This window comes from Thermophilibacter sp. ZX-H3, from assembly GCF_052599055.1.
The window spans coordinates 1-20,287 of sequence record NZ_JBQXES010000005.1 but is presented as its reverse complement, the minus strand read 5'-3'; the positions used below and the strand labels follow the sequence as shown (position 1 = coordinate 20,287).

Genomic DNA, 20,287 nt, shown 5'->3' with positions numbered 1-20,287 from the left:
CCACGCTTTTCCACTTTTCCGCAATTTGGGACATGTTACAGGGTCTGCTCGGTGCGGGCGATGATGTCGTCCTGGGTGGCGCGGCTGAGCACGTTGAAGAACGCGGAGTAGCCGGCCACGCGCACGATGAGGTCCTTGTGGCGCTCGGGGTGCTCCTGCGCGTCGATGAGGGTGGCGCGGTCCACGACGTTGTACTGCACGTGATAGCCATGCAGGCGGTCGAAGAAGGCGGAGATGAGCATCTCGAGCTTCTGCTTGTTGCGCTCGGTGGCCAGCGTCGCGGGCGTGACCTTCTGGTTGAGCAGCACGCCGCCGGTGATCTTCTCCGTGGGGAGCTTGGAGACGGACTTGAAGACGGCGGTGGGGCCGTGGGTGTCCGCGTTGTGCGCGGGGCTGCAGCCCTCTGCCAGCGGCTCGTGGGCGTGACGGCCGTCGGGCGTGGCCATGGTGCCCATGCCCTGGCCCACGTTGGCGCTGATCGAGGAGGTGCCGGCGTAGCGGATGCCGCCGATGGGGCCGCGGCCGTGGCGCGTGTTGGGGTACTTGGCGATCTCGTCGATGTAGGACTGGTAGGCGTCCACCACGAGCTGGTCCACGGAGTCGTCGTCGTTGCCGTACTTGGGGGCGTCGTTCACGAGCATCTGGCGGATGCGCTCGCCCTGCTCGCCCGCGAAGTCGCTCTCCAGCGCGTCGGCAAGCTCTGCCGGGGTGATGCGGCCCTCGTCAAAGACGAGCTTCTTGATGGCCGCAAGGGAGTCGGCCATGTTGGCGATGCCCACCTGCAGGCCGGAGATGAAGTCGTAGACCGCACCGCCCTCCTTGATGGTCTTGCCGCGGCCGATGCAGTCGTCCGTGAGCGCGGAGCAGAGGATGTCGGGCACGTCGCGCTCGGACGCCTTGTCGATGGCGTTCTCCACGATGACGCTCGCGCGGGTGACCTCGCGCACGGTCTTGTCCCAGGCCTCCATGAGCTCGTCGTAGCTCTTCATGTCACGGAAGTAGCCGTAGCCGTGGGCAAAGCGCTTGCCGGAGGTGACGTCCACGCCGTTGTTCATGGCCACGAGCAGCATGCGCGGGAAGTTCACGTAGCTCATGCCCGTGCAGCGATAGCCCCACTTGCCCGGGACGGCCGTCTCCACGCAGCCGATGGCGGAGTAGTTGTAGGCGTCCTCCTCGGCCACGCCCCAGTTGATGAAGGACGGGATGATGACCTCGTCGTTGTTGAGGGCGGGCATGCCAAAGCCGAGCTTCATGACCTCGATGCACTCGTCGTAGAACTTCTTGTTGAGCCCCGCGTGGTAGCGCACCGTGAGGTTGGGCTGGGTGAGGCGGGTCTGCGCCACGGACTGCAGCACGAGGAAGGAGAGGTCGTTGACCGCATCGGTCTTGTCTGCGGTCTGGCCGCCGATGGTGACGTTCTGGTACATGGGGCTGCCGGCCGAGGAGAAGGTGTGGGGCTGGCTGCGGACCTTGTTGACGGAGAGCGTCTTGATCCACAGGCAGGTGAGAAGCTCGAGCGCCTCGTCGCGCGTGATGGCGCCGGACTCGACGTCCGCCTGGTAGTACGGGAACATGTACTGGTCGAAGCGGCCGTACGAGAGGCTGTGGCCGTTGGACTCGATCTGCAGGATGAGCTGGATGAACCAGACGGACTGCACGGCCTCGCGGAAGGAGCGGGCGGGCTCGTAGGGCACGCGGTCGCAGGTCTCGGCGATCCGGCGCAGCTCGGCGGCACGCGCCTCGTCCTTCTCGGAGGCGGCCATCTCGCGGGCGAGCGCGGCGTAGCGCGCGGCGAAGCGGCGCACCGCGGCGATCACCACGAGGACGGCCTTGTAGAAGACGTTCTTGTCGATGGCGTCAGGGTCGGTGAGGTCGAGGGCGGCCCGGCACGCGCGGACGCGCTCCTCGTAGCCGGCAAGGCCGTCCGAGAGCACGCGAGCGTAGTTCACGGCCAGGTGGGCGTCGCCCGCGTTGAGCTTGCCCTCCATGCCGAAGAGCCCGGTCTCCATGTAGACCTGGACCTCGTCGGGCAAGAGGGCCTCGCCTCGGGCGCGCAGGTTGTTGTTCTCCCAGAAGGGCGCGAGGTCGCGAAGCTGCTGCTTGGTCTGCTCCGTGATGTAGAAGACGTCGCCGTCGCGCTTCTCGAAGGTGTCGAGCTCGTCGATCACGAACTCCATCGTGTACTCGGGGAAGATTGGGGCGTTCCTGTTCTTGGTGGCCTGGTTGCCCACGATGAGGGTCTTGTCCTCGATGTAGATCGTCATGTTGTCGAGGATCTTCTCGAGCATGAGCGCGCGCTTCATCACGCTGGGCTGGTTCTGGTGGGCCCGGTAGGCCTCCGTCGCCAGCACCGCGCGCTCGGCGTCGATGTAGGGCTTCTCGTCGAGCATCTCCTCGCGAAACGCCTTCATGCGGGACGTGAGCTCGCCGAAGTGGCTCTCGTTTGCCTGGGACATCTGGGACTTCCCTTCTCGTGGGACGCCTTCTGGCTACAGCATACTTATAGCAGCCGGCGGGTGCAGTGTCAACGTTCGGAATGAGATTTACTTTCGTTCGTAAGTACTTTAGAATGATAGCGAGGAGAGGGACGGAGGCACGGGGAGGGACCATGCAGACAGCGACCGTATTCAACGTGCAGAAGTTCAGCCTCGACGATGGGCCCGGCATTCGCACCGTGGTCTTCCTCAAGGGCTGCCCGCTGCGCTGCTACTGGTGCTCCAACCCGGAGAGCCAGCTGCGCCGCCCGCAGCTCGAGTGGAACGCCCGGAGCTGCGTCGGCTGCCGGGCGTGCCTGGCGGCGTGCCCGGGCGTCGCGGCGGCGGGGCCAGAGGACAGGCGCCACGTGGACGTGCGCGCGGTGGACGCCGCGTCGCCGGAGGCGGCGGCCGCCGTCGCGGGCTGCCCGGGGCGCGCGCTCACGGTTGCCGGGCGCACCCGCACCACAGAGGACGTCTTCGAGGAGTGCATGCAGGACGAGCCCTTCTACCTGCAGAGCGGGGGCGGCGTCACGCTCTCGGGCGGCGAGCCCCTCACCTGGCCGGACTTCTGCGTGGAGCTCCTCGGCCTCCTGTGCGAGGCGGGCGTGGACACCAACGTGGAGACCACGGCCTACGTGCCCGCGCGCGACTTCGACCGCGTGGCCGGGCTGCTCAGCCACGCCTACATCGACATGAAGCACTGGGACGCCGCGGCGCACCGCGAGGGCACGGGCGTGGACAACGCCCTCATCCTCGCCAACACGCGCGCTGCCATCGAGCGCGGCGTCGACGTGCTCGTGCGCACGCCCGTCATCCCCGGCTTCAATGACGGACCCGAGGACGCCCGGCGCTTTGCGGAGCGCCTCCACGAGGTCGGCGCCTCGCGCGTGCAGCTCCTCCCCTTCCACAACTTCGGCGAGAACAAGTACGACCTGCTCGGCCGCGACTACCGCCTCCATGGCCTCGCCAACCTCCACGAGGAGGACCTCGAGGGGTTCCGGCAGGTCTACGTGGACGCCGGGATTGACGCATTCTTCTGAGGGCTACTTCCCCGGAGTGTACATATGCCCCTGTTTTTGCGCCTTAAGGGTCAAAAAACACCGCATGTGTACAGTCGCACGAGCTATCGATTCTTTGAGAGCTTCGTTCGTAAGCGCATTATGCAATACTCCTTACGAATAGGCATTCAAAGGAGAACGTCATGCCCTCACGCACCAACCGGATTCTCGAGATCCTCACCGAGCGCACGCGCGTCGAGGTCTCGGCGCTCGCCGAGGAGCTCGGCGTGTCGCAGGTCACCATGCGCAAGGACCTCACGGAGCTCGAGCGGCGCCACCTCATCCGCCGCGAGCACGGCTATGCGGTGCTGCGCAGCACGGACAACGTGGAGGGACGCCTCGCCTACCACTACGAGGAGAAGCGTGCCATCGCCCGGCGCGGCGCGCAGCTCGTGCACGACGGCGACACGATCATGGTGGAGAGCGGCAGCTGCTGCGCGCTGCTCGTGGCTCAGCTCGCCGCGGATGGACGCGAGGTCACCGTCATCACCAACAGCGCCTTCATCGCCTCGTCCGTGCGCGACGACCCCACGGTGAAGGTCGTGCTCATCGGCGGCATCTACCAGAAGGACTCGCAGGTCATGGTGGGACCCATGGTGCGCGCGTGCGTCGAGGGGTTCTACGTGGACCAGCTCTTCGCCGGCACGGACGGGTTCTCCGCGCGCACCGGCTTCACCAACAGCGACCAGATGCGCGCCCAGGCCGTGCGCGACATGGCCGAGCACGCCGAGCGCGTGGTGGTGCTCACGGAGAGCGAGAAGTTCAGCCGCCGCGGAACCGTGCCGCTTGCGCTAGGCGAGAAGGACGTCAGCGTGATCACCGACTCCCACGTGAGCGACGAGGCGCGCACCGAGCTCGCCGCGGCCGGCGTGGGGCTCGTCTGCGCGTAGCGCGGAGCCGTGCCGCCGACTATTCCATCGCGCCGCCCTCGCCGTCGCGGTTCATCCGCTCGGCATAGGCGCGAGCGCGCTCGAGCTGGCTATTGAGCACGTCAATGGTCTTGGAGAAGGACTCGTTTGCCTGCTCGCGGAACTTGTCGATGCTGTCAAGCGTGGAGAAGACCGCATCGTAGGCACGTCGCAGGGTCTCGGGAGAGACACCGCTCGAGACCGCCTGCCGCTGCGTGCGCAGGGAGTTCTCCTGCAGGAGCTTGCTCGTGCGGTCAATCATGGCGTCCGTGGTCTTGTTGACCGCGTCGATCTGGTCGAGCACGAGCTTCTGGTTCTCGAGCGACTGCGCCACGATCACGGCCGTGCGCAGCGCGGTCACCGTGGTGGTCTTGGCGCGCTCGACGCCACGCACGAGCTGGTCGTTGTTCTGCTGGATGATGCCCATCGAGAGGTAGGCCTGGATGGTCACGGCGGCCTGCGTCTGCACGTCCTGGCGACGCTGGCGCACCGCGAACAGGGCGTCTCTCTCGAGCGATGCCGCCAGCTCGGCGTTGCCCGCCGCACGCTCCCGGTCGATGCGCGCCACGAGCTCGCCATCGATGCTCGTAAGCAGCTCGTAGGCGCGCTTGAGGGTGCCCAGGTTGCCCCAGAGGCTGCGGCGCTCCACGTTGAGGGCGGCGTTGTCCCTGCGCAGCAGGTCCTGACCCTTGCCGAGCGACAGCAGGATGGCGTTGAGCTGCTGCTGGTTTGACTCATAGCGCTTGAAGTAGCGCTTCACGCGATTGGCGAAGGGCAGAGCCCCCAGCAGGCGGTCGGCGAAGGTGTCCTCCCCTGGCGCGAGCTCGTCGACCTCGTTGCGCAGGTCCACGAGGCTCCTGGAGACCTGCTCCTGGGCGCCTCCGCTCTTCGACGTTGCCAGAGACTGCTCAAGAAAGCGGCTCGAGGTGCTGGCCGTCTCCAGAAAGGCGTCGGACCCCACCTCGAAGATCGCGTCGACCTCCTGCTTGAACTCCAGGCTCTGGGGCGGCAGGGCGGCCACCTTGGCAACCCAGGAGCTGGCGTTGCCGCTCAGGCGCAGGAGCTCCTCGGGGCTCGGCGCGGGCACCTGCGCGAGGGCGCCCTCGGTCTTGACGGGCTCCGGCGCCGGCGTCACCTCCAGGTCAAAGCTGTCGTCGGGCGCGTCGAGAAGGTCGTGTGCCATGATGGCTCCTCTCCAAGTGTCAGATCCAAGTGTCGAATCGTTCCGTCGGCTACGGGAGGTCATCGGGCGGCTCCCCCAAGGAGAGCTCGGGCGACCGATGGCCGAGACGCTGGCGCAAGTAGTCGGAACCCGTCTCGATCTTCGCGGAGGCCCCGTCGACGATGTTGGTCCGTATGCGGTCGAGCGCGCCGGCAACATGCGCGCACTGCTCGTCGAGCGCGGTCACGTTCCGCCTGGCGCGCGAGCTCGCCCGACCGCCAAACCCCAGGTAGCGGACGTTGGTCACGAGCTGGTCCCAGGCGCCCGGCAGCCACGTGGTGGCAAGCGAAAGGACGAGGTGGCGGTCCTCCTCCGCCCCGGCCGTGGCAAACTCGGGCAGCTCCACGAGCTCCGCCATGGAGGACACGAGGGCCCGCAGCCGCTCGGACTCCGCCGCGATGCCGCGGGGGCTGTCCGCGGCGCACGCCTCGTCGATGCGGCCCGCCATGCCACTCACGGCCTCGGCGGACTCCTTGAGCGTGGGATCGGCCCCGACGAGTGCGTCCAGGTCTATCGCCGCCACGTGGCGAGGCATGTTGAGCGAGGTGAGCAGCAGCCATGAGCCTGCGGACATGAGGGCGCCGACGACCACGAGCGCCACCTGAGCGGCGAGCCCCGAGGCAAGAAGGGCGGAGACGCAGAACACGACGAAGACCGCCGCCGACATCCCGAGCACGAGACCCCGTTCCCCTGGCATCGAACCTCCCATCCGTGGCGACGTGGCGGGCGCCCCCAACCTGTCCCGTTTTCTCTGAGAGAACAAACCCGTCCCCAATTTACAGATAGCCGCGTATCTCCTTGAAGGCGGCGGTGAGGTCGCCGTCCGCGGCGTCAAAGGCGCGCCCGCCCGTCAGCTGGGTGAGCTGCTCCATCTCCGCCCTGCTGGTCTCGCCGAAGAGAATCGCGTAGACGGGGATGCCCTGGACCTCGGGCGTGGCCTCGTACCAGAAGGAGAACTCGTCGATGCCCGGGTAGTCGGTGTTCTCCCCGTCCGAGAAGAGCACGACCGACGTCACGTTGTCGTCCGAGCGGCTCTGCGCCGCCAGCTCAAGGGAGTGCTGCAGGGTGCCGTAGATTGCCGTGTTGCCCGCCGCGCGAAGCCCCTCCACGTAGGCGCGCACGTCGGAGAGGTCGCCGTCCTCCGCCACCTCGAGGTCCTTCTCGCTCTTGATCTCCGAGCCAAACTCGACGAAGTGCACCGTCTCTCGCGGCTGGAACGTGAGGAGCGAGGTCGTGCCGTCCGCTCCGGTGTCCGTGAGGGAGACGAGCGCAGCCTTGAGCGCGTCGAGGCGCGCGCCCTCCATGGAGCCCGAGGTGTCGATCTGAAAGACCATGTTGGCGGGCTTGCGCACGTCGGCGACCCAGCTGGAGAGCAGGGCGCGCACCGTCTCGAGACGGTTGGGGAAGGGAATCTCAAAGACCATCCGCGCGTCATCGGGCGTCGTCGCGGCCGTGCGGCGGAGCGTCTCGTCCGCGATGCGCCGCTGCACGTCATCGCGACGCAGGTAGTCCACGAGCGCCCGATACGCCGCCTCGGCGTCCTCCCCGCGGCCGGAGAGCAGCGTGAGCGGGTAGTCCGCGGTGATGACGCCGTCCTGCGGGATCACCTCCACGAGCCCCTCGTCCTGCAGGATGAGCGACTCGTAGTTGAAGATGCCGTCGACGGCGGACGCGTCCTTGTCGTAGGCCTCCATGAGCCAGCCCGAAGAGCCGCTCGTGAGCGCCTGCCCCTGGGCAAAGCGCGTGAGGTCAGCCGCCACGGCCGTGACATCGTCCTCCGTGATGGCGGCGCCCGTGCCGGAGAGCGCCGTCGCGAGCTCCACCAGCGCGGAGAAGCCGCTGTTGGACGAGACCGGGCTGGACATGCCATAGGAGAACTCGCCCGAGGCGGCGGCGTCCACGACCTCGGCCCACGTGGGGCTCTCCTCGTCCCAGCCGAGCTCGACAGCGCGATCTGCCCTCACGCCGAGCACCACCGGCGTCCGCATGATCGAGGTCTCCTGCGAGACGAGCGAGCCCTTCTCGTCAAAGAGGCTCATGTAGGCGTTGGACGGAAACCACGTGGCGTCGTAGTCCCCCTCGCCCGCCATGACCGCCTCCGTGCCGTCGAGCGTTCCCATGTACTCAAGCTCCACCGAGATCCCCAGCTCCGCTTCGGCGTCCTCCAGGATGGGCAGCATGTCCTGGACCTCCGAGCCCGCGAGCACGCGCAGCGTCGTGCCCGAGACGTCGACCGCGGGCTCGGAGTCGACGTCCTCGCTGGCGGGCCGTCCCTGGGGCTCGCCCTGCGCGGGCCCGCCGCCCGTGCAGGCGGGCAGGGCGGCCACGCAGCCAAGCGCGCACCCCAGGGCGAGAAGAACGGCGAGCCAGCGGCGGCGTGTGACGGGTGCGTTCAGCATGGTCCCTCTCCTCCCCGGCGCTAGTACAGCGCCTCGATGGTCTGGAGCATGGCGTCCGCCACCTCGTAGCTGGGAGCCTGGGCGGCGTCGATAAACGTGCCGTCCGCGGCGTATCCAGTGAGTCCGGCCTCCCCTACCTGCTCGGAGAAGACGCCCGAGTTGGAGCCGTTGAGGCGAAACCCGTGCCGGGCGATGACGCGCGCCATGTCAGGGTCGTTGTCCAGCACGTCCTGGACCTGCTGCCCCGCCTCGGAGAAGGCCACGACCACGTGGTCCGAGAAGATGGTGGGCGCGGGGTAGCAGATGCGCATCTCGTCGGTCACGCGCGTGGGCTCGTTCATCTGCGCCTCGAGGTACTGGCTCTCGTAGATGAGCGTGAGCGGCTGGTTCATGGGCCCCTTGGAGAGGAAGGACTCCCACGGCCCCGCGGAGGAGGACTGCGAGTAGCCCTGGTCGAGGAAGAGGCGGGCCAGGGAGTCCGTGGCCTGCTGGCGCGCCGCGTCCTCGCTCGTGACCACGGCGTTGCCGTTGAGGACGTAGCTCGCGAGGCTGAGGTACATGAGCGCGGAGTTGGAGGAGCGCACGTCGGTGGTGGTGATCATGACGTTTCTGCTCGAGGGGTAGGCCTCGGAGCCCGCGAGGTCCGTCCAGCGCCTGCCGTTGGCGACGGCATCGAGGTAGGCGGCCATGTCGAGATACCAGACGCCGTCACGCTGTTCGGCGAGGCCGTTCTGCCCGAGAACGGCGAGGACCGTCTCGCCGGTGGCTATGGCAAGCGGCGAGTAGAAGGGACGCGTGGTGGAGAGGACGGCGTCGCCGTGGACGTCCTCGATGTGCGCGGCCGCGATCTCAGAGGAGGGCGAGGCGAAGTCCGACCCCTCGATACCCCCGCGCTCCGCCATGGCCCAGGAGCCCGACGTCGTGACCTGAACGTCGAGCCCGTAGCGAGCGAAGATCTCCTTGGCCTCGGGGTCCGCGAAAAGCGACTCCTTCTCGGAGCCGATGACGCCGCGGACCACCGTGAGCGACTGCTCGGCAGGCGCGTCCCCGGATGCCTCGCTGGGGCCCTGCCCGGGCACCGCACCGTTGGAGAAGAGCGCAATCCCCACAGCGAGCGCCGCCGCCACCACGATGAGCGCGACTCCGGCGACGAGGGTCCTGGTCCTTGCTCCCACGAAGCTCCCTTCAGACGTATCGATGCCCTAACGATACGTCCGGGGGAAGACCTTTTACGGATCGTTCCCCTCCCCTTGCGCGAGCCTTACACCGCCGTTATTCCTTGCTTACGATGCGCGGGGTCTCTCGGCCATTCGTTCTTCTCGCCCACTCGCCCGCTCACCCTTCTCGCCCACGCGCCCTTCTCGCCTACAACATAAATTCTGGCCGCGGCTTTTTGGCGCTTTTTGCCCTCCCAAGGGGGACGAAAGCGCCAAAAAGCCGCGGCCAGATTTGATATGGGCACATTGAGCCACCGAGAAGGGCCTCGGGTCGGCGGCGGTTACCCCAGAAGCGCCATGACCTGGCGCTTGGCGGCGAGGTACTCGTCGGTGAGCTCGAAGTGCTCGCTGGCCACGCGGTCCACGGGCACGATGCCCGCCACGTGGCTGGGCTCGCCCGCGGCCGGCGCGCCCGCGAGCACGTAGATCCGGCTCGCCATGGAGACGGCCTCGTCCACGTCATGCGTGATCACGAGCGCGGAGAGCCCGAGCTCTGCCGCCACGCCCACGAACCAGCGGCGCACGTCCGTGCGCGTGAGGGCGTCGAGCGCCGAGAAGGGCTCGTCCAAGAGCGTCACGTCCGCGCCCATGAGGTAGGTGCGCAGGAACGCCGCGCGCTGGCGCATGCCGCCGGAGAGCTCGCTCGGCCACTTGCGCTCGCAGCCCGCGAGGCCGAAGCGCTCGAAGAGCGGGGCGGCCTTGGCACGGGCGTCGGTCTTCTTCATGCCCGCGAGCACGAGCGGCAGGCACACGTTGTCGATGATGCGGCGGCTCGGCAGCAGCAGGTCCTTCTGCAGCATGTAGCTCACGCGGCCCGGCCGGCCGGTCACGTCCTCGCCATGCAGGAGGACGCGACCGGACACAGGCGTCGTGAGGCCGGCGAGCGCGTGCAGGATCGTGGTCTTGCCGCAGCCGGAGCGGCCCACGAGGCAGCAGACCTCGCCGGGCGCCACGCTCACGTCGACGTCGCGCACGATGACGTGCTCGCCGTCCCACGAGAGGGTGAGCCCCTCGGCCGCGAGCGCGGGAGTCGCCTGCGCGCCCGCGGCCACGGGGGGCTCGTTCTTCTCGCCAGCGCCCACGCCTACTCCAGGAAGGAGAGGTCGTAGCCGGCGTTGACGTCGAGCTGGTTGTTCACGAGGTCGTTGTCGTTCAGCCACTGGTAGAAGGCGGCCCAGCGCTCGGGGTCGATGACGCCCCAGGCCTCGGCGTCGGCGACGTACTGGTCGGCGAGGTAGGTCTGGCTCTGGTGGACGAGCGCGGAGTCGAGCTCGGGCACCTGCTCGCAGAGGATGTCCGCCGCGGCGTCGGGGTTCTCCACGGCGTACTCGTAGCCCCTCTTGGCCGCGCGCAGGAACGCCCTCACGGCCTCGGGGTTCTCCTTGGCGAAGTCATCGTTGGCGGCGATGACCGGCGTGTAGTAGTCAAAGACCGGGTCCACCGAGATGAAGCTGAAGTAGTTGTACGGGAAGTCCTGCACCACGGCGTTCTGGACGGCCCAGGCCTCGTAGACCCACACGGTGTCGAACATGTTGGCGCGCAGGCCGCTGACCTCGTCGTCCACCTCGTACGGCACGAGCTCGACCTTGGACCAGTCGCCGCCGTCGGCCTCCACGCAGTGGCGCACGGTTGCCTGCTCGACGGGCATGTCCCACGTGGCGTAGGTGTGGCCCTCCATGGCGGCGGGATGCGTGACGCCGTCCTCCTGGCGGCTCATGATGCCGGAGGTGTTGTGCTGGATGATCGCGGCCACGGCGGAGTAGGGCATCGGCTGGTCGGAGGCCAGGTTGTTGGCGATGTAGTCCTGGTAGGAGACGCCCATCTGCGCGCCGCCGGCACCGATGAGGGCATCCGCGCCGTCCGCGGGCGGCTGGACGATCTCGACCTCGAGGCCCTCCTCGTCGAAGTAGCCCTCGGCGAGCGCCACGTAGATGCCGGTGTGGTTGGTGTTGGGGGTGTAGTCCAGGACGAAGGAGACCTTGGTCTTCCCGCCGTCCGCGGAGCCGGAGGCGTCGTCATCGGCGGGGGCCTGCGCGCCGTCGCAGGCCGCGAGGGCCGCGGTCGTCGCGGCGGCGCCCGCGGCGGCGACGAACTGGCGGCGGCTGAGGTTCCTGGCGAGGTTCTTATCGCTCATTGCTGTTCCTTTCTGCCCGCTTCCAGGGCATGCACGTGCGCTGGGCGAGCTCCACGAGCTTCATGAGGGCGAGCGACAGCGCGGAGATGACGATGATCGAGGCAAACATGCGGTCATACGAGAAGGACTTGCGCACGCGCGTCATGTAGACGCCGAGGCCCACGTTGCCGCCGAGCCACTCGGCGATGACCGCGCCGACGATGGCGTAGGTGGCGGAGATCTTGAGGCCGCTGAAGAACTGCTCCGTCGCGGCGGGCAGCTTGGCGTACCAGAAGATCTGCCAGCGCGAGGCGTTCATCGTGCGCATGAGGTCGATGACGTCCGGGTCGACCGAGCGGAACCCCGAGGCCAGAGACACCGTGATCGGGAAGAACGTCGAGATGATCACAAGCACGACCTTGGGCAGAGCGCCGTAGCCGAGCCACAGCACCAGAAGCGGGGCTATGGCCACGGTGGGTATGGTCTGCGAGATGGTCATGAGCGGCTCGAAGGCCAGGTAGAAGCCCTCGAAGCGATCCATGAGCACCGCAAAGACAAAGCCCAGCGCAACGCCTGCCGCAAGGCCGGCCGCGGCCTCGGCAAGCGTGGTCACGCAGTGGCTCGCGAGCAGCGGGGCGTCCTCCACGAGGGACTGGACCACCTGCACCGGCGTGGGCAGCAGGAAGTTGGGGACGAGCCCCACCCCCACGACGGCCTGCCACAGGGCGAGGAGCGCCGCGACGGTCAGAAGCGGCGTAAGCACGCGGCGCGCGCGGGTGGGCTCGGGACGGGCCGCCATGCTAGGCCGCCGCGCCCGCGGCCTTGGGGGCAAACTCCGGGTCGCCGGGGTGGTACTTGCCGATCTTGCGGTCGGTGGACATGACGTCGCCCTCGGGCCGGAAGTTGATCTTGGCGTAGGTCATCATGTGCCTGCATCCCGCCTTGGCGCCCACGAGCTGGCAGTTCTTGAGGATCTCCATGCAGGTCTCGTAGTCGCCCTCGATCGCCGTCTCAAAGGGGCCGACAAAGTAGTCCACCCCCGTGGAGTCGATGTAGGCGATGACGGCATCCACCGCGTCGCACGTGGCGTCGTCCGTGGTGGCGTCCATGGGCAGGAACTGAATCGCAACCGAGCAGTTCACGCGCCCTCCCTTCCGGGTGCCCCAGGGCACCCCGTCTCTCGTAGGTGCCTCGTTGCGCGCGAAGCTCTTCCCTACGCCGGCATTACCCGGATCAGGTTCCTGGGTCAGGGCCGCGATCCTGGGCCCAATCTCAGCCGGCATGCGCCAGCCCCCCGTTGTCGTAAGGTAGTGTAGCACGCGCGCAGGCGAGAAGGACGGAGGGCACGTGACGGGAAGGACGCACCTCGCGGTGGGCGTCGCGGCGGCGCTGCTCGCGGCGGGGCCGGCGGCAGGCCTCACCGGCCTCGCGGTCGCGGCCGCCGGGGGCGCGGTCGGTGCCGTCCTGCCGGATCTGGACGTCCGTGACACGGCTCACCCCTGGAGAGAGCGGCTCACGCGCGCCGGGGCCGCGGCGCTGCTCGCGGGCGCGCTCGTCGCCGACGCCGCGGCGGGCTGGCCCCTCGTGGGCCGCGCGGCGGAAACGGGACTTGAGTCGGTGGCGCTCGGGCTTGCCGGCCTCGTCGCGCTCTGCTGCGCGGCACGGCTCTCGGCGCACCGGTCCTTCTCGCACTCCCTGCTCGCGCTCGCGGGGTTTGCGGCGGCGACCCATCTCGTCTGCGCGCCGCTCGCGCCGTACGTGGCGCTCGGTTTTGCCACGCACCTCGTGCTCGACCTGCTCACCTACCGGGGGCTGCGCCTCCTCTGGCCCGCGCGGCGCGGCCTCAGCCTCGGCCTCTGCCACACGGGCGGCGTCGTGGACGCGTGCTGCCTCGCCGCGGCGCTCGTCATAGCCGCGGCCTCGCTCTGGCAGGCCCTCCCCTAGCTAGTCCTCCGCGCGGATGCCGAGCTCGCGGCAGAGGATCCGCGCCGCGGCGCCGGCCGCGAGCGAGCAGTGGTACTGGCACTGGGAGACGCGCTCCTCGCCCCACCAGTCCATCCCGCGCGTGAGCACGCGGCAGCAGGTCACGTGCTTGGTGGTGCCGTCGCGGAAGGCGTCGTGCAGCTCGGCCGCGAGCGGCTTGGCGCGCTCCTTGGTCCCCACCATGAGGCCGAGAAACGCCACGGCGCCGGCAAGCGCGCCGCAGATGCACCCCGACCCGCCGATGCCCGCCCCCATGCCGGCGCCCATCGCCACGACCGAGCGCGGGAAGTCGGGCTCGAAGGCGTCCCAGAGCGCCGCGATCACGGACTCGCCGCAGTTCATGTGGTCCGGGCCGGGCGTGTTGTTGGCGCGCGCCGCGGCCTCCACGGCCTCGATGCTCACGCTATCCGTCATGTCTCCCCCTCCGTCGAAGTCTCGCCAATTCTAGCAGCGGAACCGCTAGCATAGGGCCATCCGACCACGGGAGGCCCCATGAGAATCTTCGCCTACGCCCTGCGCCCCTACGACGAGCTGCCCTGCCTCGAGGCGCTGAGCCGCGAGCTGGGCTTTGACTTCGGCTGGACGGCCGACTACCCCACGCTGGAGAACGCGGGCCTCGCGGCCGGCGCGGACGGCATCTGCATCATCACCAACCCCATGTCGCGCGAGCTCCTCGCGGCCTACCGCGAGCTTGGTGTCCGCGGACTCGCCACGCGGTCGATCGGCTATGAGCACATCGACCTTGCCGCGGCGCGCGAGCTGGGCATCCGCGTGGGGCACGCGTCCTACCCGCCCGAGGGCGTGGCGGACTACGCCATCATGCTGATGCTCATGGCGCTACGCAAGCTCAAGCTCGTCTGCCGCCACGCCGCGGCGCAGGACTTCACCCTCGAGGGCAAGCTCGGTCGGGCGCTCTCCAGCTGTACCGTGGGCGTGGTGGGGACGGGCGCGATCGGCTCCTGCGTGGTGCGCGAGCTCAGGGGCTTCGGGTGCCGCGTGCTCGCGTACGACCCGTTCCCGCGCGCCGAGCTCGCGGACCTCGCCACCTACACGAGCCTGCCCGAACTTCTCGCCTCCTCCGACGTGGTGACCCTGCACGCGCCGGGCCTGCCCGAGAACCACCACATGATCGGCGCCGAGGAGCTCGCGCTCATGAAGACGGACGCCGTGCTCGTGAATGCCGCGCGCGGCAGCCTCGTGGACACGGCCGCGCTCGTCGAAGCGCTCGAGTCCGGGCGGATAGGCGGGGCGGCGCTCGACACCATCGAGCACGAGGCCGGCCTCTACTACCTCGACCGCAGCCGCGACGCCCTCCCCAACCGGGACCGCGCCGCGCTCATGGCGCTGCCCAACGCCATCGTGACCCCGCACATGGCGTTCTACACCGCCGAGGACGTGGAGGGCATGGTCCGCAGCAACGTCGAGGCGCTGCTCGCCTTCGCCGCAGGCGTCGAGACGCCGCACGAGGTTCGCTGATCCCGGGGCGGTCCCCTTCCGCCGCCGTCGCCGCCGTCGCCGTCCTGCCCCGCCTCGCCTCTCGTCCCCCCCCTTAGGTGAGCATATTAGTTGAACTATCTTGCACGGTTTTCTTAGGTGAGTAGCGTTTTCGCAGGTCGCAGGAAGCTGCCTCCCTTAGGTGAGCAGCGATGGTTCAACTAATTTGCTCACCTAAGCGGCGGGACGCGGGCGGCGGGCGCAGGGACGCGGACGGCGGGCGCAGGGGCGGCAGGAGCGGGCGCAGGGGCGGCAGAGGCAGGAGACGGCGGAGGCGAGAGGGGGCGCGGAGAGGAAGAAAAAGCCGGGTCGCGGCAAAGAAAGGCCGCGCGGCGAGAAGGACCGCGCGGCCGAAACGGGTGACTGAGCGGAGTCGCTACTCCTCCGGCTCCTCGTCCTTCTCGTCCTTCTTTGCGGGGGTTGCGCGACGGCTGCGCTGCTCGATCTCCTCGGGCGTGAGCACGTCCTCGATGCGCAGGTTGACGCCGGCAACCTCGAGGCCCGTCATGCCCGTGACCTGCTTGACCACGGCGCGCTTGACGTCCTCGAAGACCTGCGGCGCGTACGCGCCGTACTCGATGAGCACGGAGATGTTCACGCGCACGGCGCTCTCGGGCGTGACCTCGACGGTGACGCCCTTCGTGGAGTCGCTCGCGCCGAAGGCGTCCTGCACGCGGTTGAACCAGCTGCCCTTCATGCCCACGACGCCTGGGACCTCGCGCATCGCGATGGCCACGATCTTCTCGATGACGCCGTTCGAGAAGGTGAGGGAGTCCTCGGAGTCCGTGTCCTCGTCACCCTCCGTGGAGAGGTCGATGTCCTGGCCCTCCTCGGGAAGCTCGGCGAGGGCGTCCTCAGCGGGCTCCGGCCCCTCCTCGACGGCCTCCTCGACCGCCGTCTCCTCGACGACCTCGGGCTCCGGCTCGGCGACCGGCTCGTTGGTCCTGATGCTGCTCGGCTTGCTCATGTCTGCTCCTCGCTGCCGGGGGGGGGCGCCGCCCACGTCTGCACTACTCGTTATGCCCGTCACTGGTTGCGTGAGAAGAGGCTGCGGATGAGGTTCCAGATCTTGGGGTCCCCGTCAACGGCCTGGCCGACGGCCACGCCCACGAGAACGAAGGCGGCGATGACCGCGGTGTACCAGACGCCCAGGACCAGGAAGGCAATGGCCGCCACGAGGCCCACGACGCCGCCCCAGAAGGCTCCCTCGCCGCCCGGGAAGGTGCGGCGCACCCAGTCGCGCACGCAGCCCAGGCCGTCGCGCGCGGGCTCGCCGGAGGCGGCCCCGTCGTCGGGGACGTCGGCGGACGGCCGCTGCCCCGCGTCCTTCTCGCCCGCGTCCTCGAGCTCCACCTTGAACTCAACCCTGGGCTTGGCGCCCCTCTCGTCTGCCATGGCTCCTACGCCTCCCTCTCGGACTCGCGCGCGGCGCCCATCGACACCGTGATCTCACTCGTGGAGTCGGGCTCGGCCGGCGCGAGGCCGCCGTCGTCGACCGGCTCGTCGACCTCCGCCAGCGAGACCGTGACCGACTCGGGCTCCACGAACTCCAGGCTCACGTCCTCGACCTTGTCGCCGCAGACCTTGGCGAGCCCGTGCAGGAGGTCCTCGTGCAGCTCGGCGCCCTTGGCCACCACGTCCACGCTCTCGTGCGGGAGCACGCGCACGTGGACGCGCACGTGACCGCGGGCCCTGGCGTCAACGATGACGCGCGCCGCCGAGCACGTGCCGTCGGCCTCCACGATGTGGGAGGCCTGGGCGGCGATGGCGTCGCGCGTGACGGAGATGACGCCGCCGTCGACGGAGGCCACCTCGATCGTGCGGACCTTGCGGACCACGAGCGCGCGGACGAGAAGGACCACGAGGCCGAAGGCGCTCACGGCGAGGCACGCCAGGATGGCGATGGAATACGGCTCGAGGTTGAGCAGCGCCGACGCCTCCGACGTCCACGGGCCGTACCACGTGAGCGCGAGGGCCGCCAGGACGAAGAGGTTCGCCAGCGTGAAGAGGACCATGCAGAGGCGCTTGAAACCGTTCATGCGAGACTCCTAACGGGTGCGAGCGTGCGCATGCACCCTAGGATACCCCTTGCCCCGGACGGTTTGCCCCGCGAGGGCGAGACTTCCGCCCATGCCCGCCGCCGCGCCCGCGAACGGCCAGCCGCACGAAGGCGTAGCCGAGAAGGGCGGAGGTCACCGAGCCCAGCAGGATGGCGCACTTGGCCGCGACGGCGTCGGCCGGGTCCGCGAAGGCCAGGCCGGAGATGAGGATGGACATGGTGAAGCCCACGCCGCCGAGGATGCCCACGGCCACGACCTGGCCCCAGTCCATCCCGCGCGGCAGCCGCGAGAAGCCGAGGCGCACGAGCAGGGCGGTCACGAGGATGATGCCCACGGGCTTGCCGACGACGGCGCCGAGATAGGTGCCGAGCGCCGCGGGGTTGGAGAGGATGGCGCCGAAGTTCTCCCCCACGAGGTGCAGCTCCGCGTTCACGAAGGCGAAGAGCGGCAGCACGAGGAAGTTCACGAAGACGGACACGTAGCGCTCCATGCGCTGCAGCGGCGGGGTCACGTGGTGCATGACGCGCTCCACGCGCCAGGCGCCCTCGGTGAAGTCGTGCTGGCCGAGGACGTGGTGCTCGTCGTCGTAGGCGTCGTCGAGGTCGTGGGCCCGGTGCGCGAGCCAGTCGGAGAGCTCGGGGAGGCGCACGTCCGAGCGGCTCGGCAGCGCGAAGGCGAGGATGACGCCCGCGAGCGTGGCATGGACGCCCGAGTTGAACATGCACGCCCAGAGCACGAGGCCCACGGCCACGTACGGGGCCACCGAGTAGACCCGCGCCCGGTTGAGCGCCACGAGGCCCAGGACGGCCACGAGCGAGGCGGCGCACCAGCCGAGGTCCGGCACCTGCCCGTAGAAGAGGGCGATGACGACGATGGCGAGGATGTCGTCGGCGATGGCGAGCGTCTGGAAGAAGACCTTGGCCTCGGGTGAGATGCGGTCGCCGAGGAGCGACACCACGCCGAGCGCGAAGGCGATGTCGGTGGCGATGGGGACCGCCCAGCCGCTCGCGGTGGGCTGGCCGGCGTTGACGGCGAGGTAGATGAGGGCGGGCGCGGTGACGCCGCCCACCGCCGCGAGCATGGGGAGGATGGCCTGGCGCGGGCGGCGAAGCTGCCCCACCGTGGTCTCGTACTTGAGCTCGATGCCCACGAGCAGGAAGAAGACCGCCATGAGGAAGTCGTTCACGAAGGCCTCGACGGTGAGCGAGACCTCGAACGGGCCCACGCCCACCTCGAGCGGCAGCGCGAGCACCCACTCCACGCCCTCGTAGAGCGGGGTGTTGGCGATCACGAGCGCGAGGAGGGCCGCGGCCACCATGACGCCCGCGGCGACGGTGCCGTTCCCGGTCACCGTGGCGAGCGCGCCGCGCCGCTCGAGGCGGCGCACGACGGCAGGCTCGCCGTAGATGCTCTTGGCCATGCCTCACGCCCCCTGCTCGCCGAGGAGGAGCACCTGCTCCACCGCGACCTTGTCCGCCAGGGCGTCCATGGCGGCCTGGAGCAGCCACGCGAGCCCCGTCTCGGCCGGGCAGCCGTCCTTGTCGAGAAGAACGAGCGCGCCCTCCTGGCAGGTCTGCTCGCCGCCAGGCGAGAAGCGCCGCGCGAGCGCCGCCTCGAGCGCCGCGCACGAGCTGTCGTAGAGCGCCTCGAGGTCGAGCTCGGAGGACCAGATGAGGGCTGCGAGCTGGCTCACCTGCGAGATGGAGAACACGCGCTTCAGGGCGCACACGAAGAGCAGCGACGCCACGTGCCGGCGCGTGTAGCGCTTCTTGCGCGGCGCGGGGATCACGCCCTGCTTGACGTAGTTGTTGACCATGGAGCCCGTGACGAGGGTTTCGCCCGGGACCTGCATGAACTCGAGCTCCTGCGAGACGAGCGTGAGCAGCTGGTCGAGGTAGAGCTCGATGCGCGGCATCTCGCGGATGCGCGAGATGTGCACGGAGCGCATCCGCTCCCCGAGCGACCTGAGGTCGTCCTCGCTTGCCGACGCGGCGCGGAGCTCACGGTTCTTCTCGCCCATGGCACTCCTTTGTTTTTCTCGTAAACAGATAATCTAGTATTCAAGACCATGTGAAAGGGATATAGTCTAGCTAGCATCATACCGGCCAGCGGGGACCTCGTCACGCATCAGGGAGAGAAACCATGAACGAGCAGCGCATCGCCGTCATCACCGACTCCGGGACCGACACGCCGGCCGACTTCGTGGCCGCCCACGACGTGCGCGTCATCCCGCTGCGCATCAACTACTCCGACGGGTCGAGCTACGAGAACGGCGTCGACATCACCACGGAGGACGTGGTCCGCCGCTTTGACGAGGAGATCCCCTCGACCTCGCTTCCCTCGCCCATGAAGATCCGCGACACCTTCGAGCAGGCGCGGCGCGACGGGTATGTCGGCGCCGTCGTGGTGACCATCTCCTCGGGGCTCTCCGCCACCAACGAGACCATGAACATGGTCGCGCGCCAGATGGAGGACTTCCCCGTCGTGGTGGTGGACACCAAGAGCATCGGCGTCGCCGCGGGCCTCGTCGTCATGGAGGCCGTGCGGCAGGTCGAGGCCGGCATGCCGCTCGACAGGATCGGCAGCGTGCTGGGCGCGCTCTCCGAGCGCACGCGCGTGTACTTCTCCGTCCAGAAGCTCGACTTCCTGCGCAAGGGCGGCCGCATCAGCGAGGCCGTCTACCGCGTGGGGTCCGTCCTCAACATCAAGCCCGTCCTCATGTGCGACGAGCGCGAGGGCAAGTACGTCATCGCCAAGAAGGCCCGCGGCTGGCAGCGCGCGCTCGACGCGCAGGTCAAGCTGCTCGTTGAGAACGCCGCGCGATGGGGCCGCGTGCGCCTTGCGGTCTGCACGTTCGACCCCGCGCTGCGCGGCGAGCTCGTGGCGCGCGTGCGCGAGCGCGTGGGCGCCGTGGCGGAGATCGTCGAGTTTGTGAGCTGCGGCATCTCCGCCGACCTGCTCGTCCACACCGGCCCCACCCTCGTGGGCATGGCAGTCCAGGGAGTCTAGGCGCGCCACCGCGTGGCATGCCACTGGCGTCAGGTTTATTTGGCACATTTGGCACACGCGCCATCACGCGCAGCCATGGTTTTTCAGACATCCCGGTTTACGCGTGCCGAGAAGGACGCGTAAACCGGGATTCTGGTTGATTCTGACGCGAGATCCCAAGCTACGCATCCGAAGGTTTCACCTTTTGCACGCGTAAACCGGGATGTGCGGAAATCTCCGCATGTGGCCCCTAACGAGAAGCATAGCCCCTGAGTTTCTGTCCGGTCGCCGGCGTACGCTCGCAGCGAGGGGCACGACGGCGTAGGGAGGTCGCGATGGCGAGCATGACGGGCAGGGACGTGGCGGCG

20 protein-coding genes are annotated in these 20,287 nt (G+C 68.8%); 5 read left to right on the top strand and 15 right to left on the bottom strand.

What is annotated here, in order from left to right; translation table 11 throughout:
• Window positions 1-35: 35 nt before the first annotated feature.
• Window positions 36-2,456 carry a glycyl radical protein gene (locus ACULPM_RS03120; protein WP_445331132.1) on the bottom strand — a complete coding sequence of 807 codons (2,421 nt, stop codon included), beginning with the start codon at window positions 2,454-2,456 and terminating at the stop codon, window positions 36-38.
• Window positions 2,457-2,608: 152 nt separating this feature from the next.
• Here ACULPM_RS03120 and ACULPM_RS03115 point away from each other — a divergent pair, with 152 nt between their 5' ends.
• Window positions 2,609-3,517, top strand: coding sequence for a glycyl-radical enzyme activating protein (locus tag ACULPM_RS03115; protein ID WP_445331133.1), 909 nt, complete (start codon window positions 2,609-2,611; stop codon window positions 3,515-3,517).
• Window positions 3,518-3,678: 161 nt separating this feature from the next.
• Entirely contained in the window at window positions 3,679-4,425 is a 747-nt protein-coding gene (locus ACULPM_RS03110; RefSeq protein ID WP_445331134.1) for a DeoR/GlpR family DNA-binding transcription regulator, read from the top strand.
• 19 nt (window positions 4,426-4,444) lie between these two features.
• Here ACULPM_RS03110 and ACULPM_RS03105 read toward each other — a convergent pair whose 3' ends face one another.
• From ACULPM_RS03105 to ACULPM_RS03070, 8 genes are all read right to left on the bottom strand, one after another.
• Window positions 4,445-5,626: a toxic anion resistance protein gene (locus ACULPM_RS03105; RefSeq protein ID WP_445331135.1), complete on the bottom strand. Its 1,182-nt coding sequence runs from the start codon at window positions 5,624-5,626 to the stop codon at window positions 4,445-4,447.
• A gap of 49 nt (window positions 5,627-5,675) precedes the next feature.
• Entirely contained in the window at window positions 5,676-6,362 is a 687-nt protein-coding gene (locus ACULPM_RS03100) for a hypothetical protein (protein WP_167930878.1), read from the bottom strand.
• Window positions 6,363-6,441: 79 nt separating this feature from the next.
• The gene (locus ACULPM_RS03095; protein ID WP_445331136.1) at window positions 6,442-8,064 is read right to left on the bottom strand and encodes a VWA domain-containing protein; all 1,623 of its coding nucleotides are present in this window, start codon (window positions 8,062-8,064) and stop codon (window positions 6,442-6,444) included.
• Between the two features lie 20 nt (window positions 8,065-8,084).
• Entirely contained in the window at window positions 8,085-9,239 is a 1,155-nt protein-coding gene (locus ACULPM_RS03090; RefSeq protein ID WP_445331137.1) for a hypothetical protein, read from the bottom strand.
• Between the two features lie 323 nt (window positions 9,240-9,562).
• Window positions 9,563-10,363, bottom strand: coding sequence for an ABC transporter ATP-binding protein (locus ACULPM_RS03085; RefSeq protein ID WP_445331138.1), 801 nt, complete (start codon window positions 10,361-10,363; stop codon window positions 9,563-9,565).
• A gap of 2 nt (window positions 10,364-10,365) precedes the next feature.
• Window positions 10,366-11,415, bottom strand: a complete 1,050-nt coding sequence (locus ACULPM_RS03080) for an ABC transporter substrate-binding protein (RefSeq protein ID WP_445331139.1) — start codon at window positions 11,413-11,415, stop codon at window positions 10,366-10,368.
• Window positions 11,405-12,193 (bottom strand): ABC transporter permease, encoded by a 789-nt coding sequence (locus ACULPM_RS03075; RefSeq protein WP_445331140.1) that lies wholly within the window; start codon window positions 12,191-12,193, stop codon window positions 11,405-11,407. The genes ACULPM_RS03080 and ACULPM_RS03075 overlap by 11 nt, the downstream gene beginning before the upstream one ends.
• A 1-nt stretch (window position 12,194) precedes the next feature.
• Window positions 12,195-12,536, bottom strand: a complete 342-nt coding sequence (locus ACULPM_RS03070) for a thiamine-binding protein (RefSeq protein WP_445331141.1) — start codon at window positions 12,534-12,536, stop codon at window positions 12,195-12,197.
• Window positions 12,537-12,741: 205 nt separating this feature from the next.
• Between ACULPM_RS03070 and ACULPM_RS03065 the strand changes: the two genes are divergently transcribed.
• Window positions 12,742-13,338 carry a metal-dependent hydrolase gene (locus tag ACULPM_RS03065; RefSeq protein WP_445331142.1) on the top strand — a complete coding sequence of 199 codons (597 nt, stop codon included), beginning with the start codon at window positions 12,742-12,744 and terminating at the stop codon, window positions 13,336-13,338.
• On the opposite strand, the gene ACULPM_RS03060 is transcribed toward ACULPM_RS03065, so the two are convergent.
• A complete protein-coding gene (locus tag ACULPM_RS03060) occupies window positions 13,339-13,791 on the bottom strand; it encodes a C-GCAxxG-C-C family (seleno)protein (protein WP_445331143.1) in 453 nt (150 codons plus the stop codon).
• A 78-nt stretch (window positions 13,792-13,869) separates the two neighbouring features.
• Here ACULPM_RS03060 and ACULPM_RS03055 point away from each other — a divergent pair, with 78 nt between their 5' ends.
• The gene (locus ACULPM_RS03055) at window positions 13,870-14,853 is read left to right on the top strand and encodes a D-isomer specific 2-hydroxyacid dehydrogenase family protein (protein WP_445331144.1); all 984 of its coding nucleotides are present in this window, start codon (window positions 13,870-13,872) and stop codon (window positions 14,851-14,853) included.
• Window positions 14,854-15,247: 394 nt separating this feature from the next.
• Here ACULPM_RS03055 and ACULPM_RS03050 read toward each other — a convergent pair whose 3' ends face one another.
• The 5 genes from ACULPM_RS03050 to ACULPM_RS03030 are packed head-to-tail and all read right to left on the bottom strand — an operon-like array spanning window position 15,248 to window position 18,951.
• Window positions 15,248-15,838: an Asp23/Gls24 family envelope stress response protein gene (locus ACULPM_RS03050; protein WP_445331145.1), complete on the bottom strand. Its 591-nt coding sequence runs from the start codon at window positions 15,836-15,838 to the stop codon at window positions 15,248-15,250.
• A 59-nt stretch (window positions 15,839-15,897) separates the two neighbouring features.
• Window positions 15,898-16,266, bottom strand: coding sequence for a DUF2273 domain-containing protein (locus tag ACULPM_RS03045; RefSeq protein WP_445332313.1), 369 nt, complete (start codon window positions 16,264-16,266; stop codon window positions 15,898-15,900).
• 5 nt (window positions 16,267-16,271) lie between these two features.
• The gene (gene amaP, locus ACULPM_RS03040; RefSeq protein ID WP_445331147.1) at window positions 16,272-16,910 is read right to left on the bottom strand and encodes an alkaline shock response membrane anchor protein AmaP; all 639 of its coding nucleotides are present in this window, start codon (window positions 16,908-16,910) and stop codon (window positions 16,272-16,274) included.
• A 37-nt stretch (window positions 16,911-16,947) separates the two neighbouring features.
• Window positions 16,948-18,351 (bottom strand): Na+/H+ antiporter NhaA, encoded by a 1,404-nt coding sequence (gene nhaA, locus ACULPM_RS03035; RefSeq protein ID WP_445331148.1) that lies wholly within the window; start codon window positions 18,349-18,351, stop codon window positions 16,948-16,950.
• Window positions 18,352-18,354: 3 nt separating this feature from the next.
• Window positions 18,355-18,951 (bottom strand): DUF1836 domain-containing protein, encoded by a 597-nt coding sequence (locus ACULPM_RS03030; protein WP_445331149.1) that lies wholly within the window; start codon window positions 18,949-18,951, stop codon window positions 18,355-18,357.
• Between the two features lie 122 nt (window positions 18,952-19,073).
• On the opposite strand from ACULPM_RS03030, the gene ACULPM_RS03025 reads away from it, so the two are divergent.
• A complete protein-coding gene (locus ACULPM_RS03025; protein ID WP_445331150.1) occupies window positions 19,074-19,940 on the top strand; it encodes a DegV family protein in 867 nt (288 codons plus the stop codon).
• Window positions 19,941-20,287 lie beyond the last annotated feature (347 nt).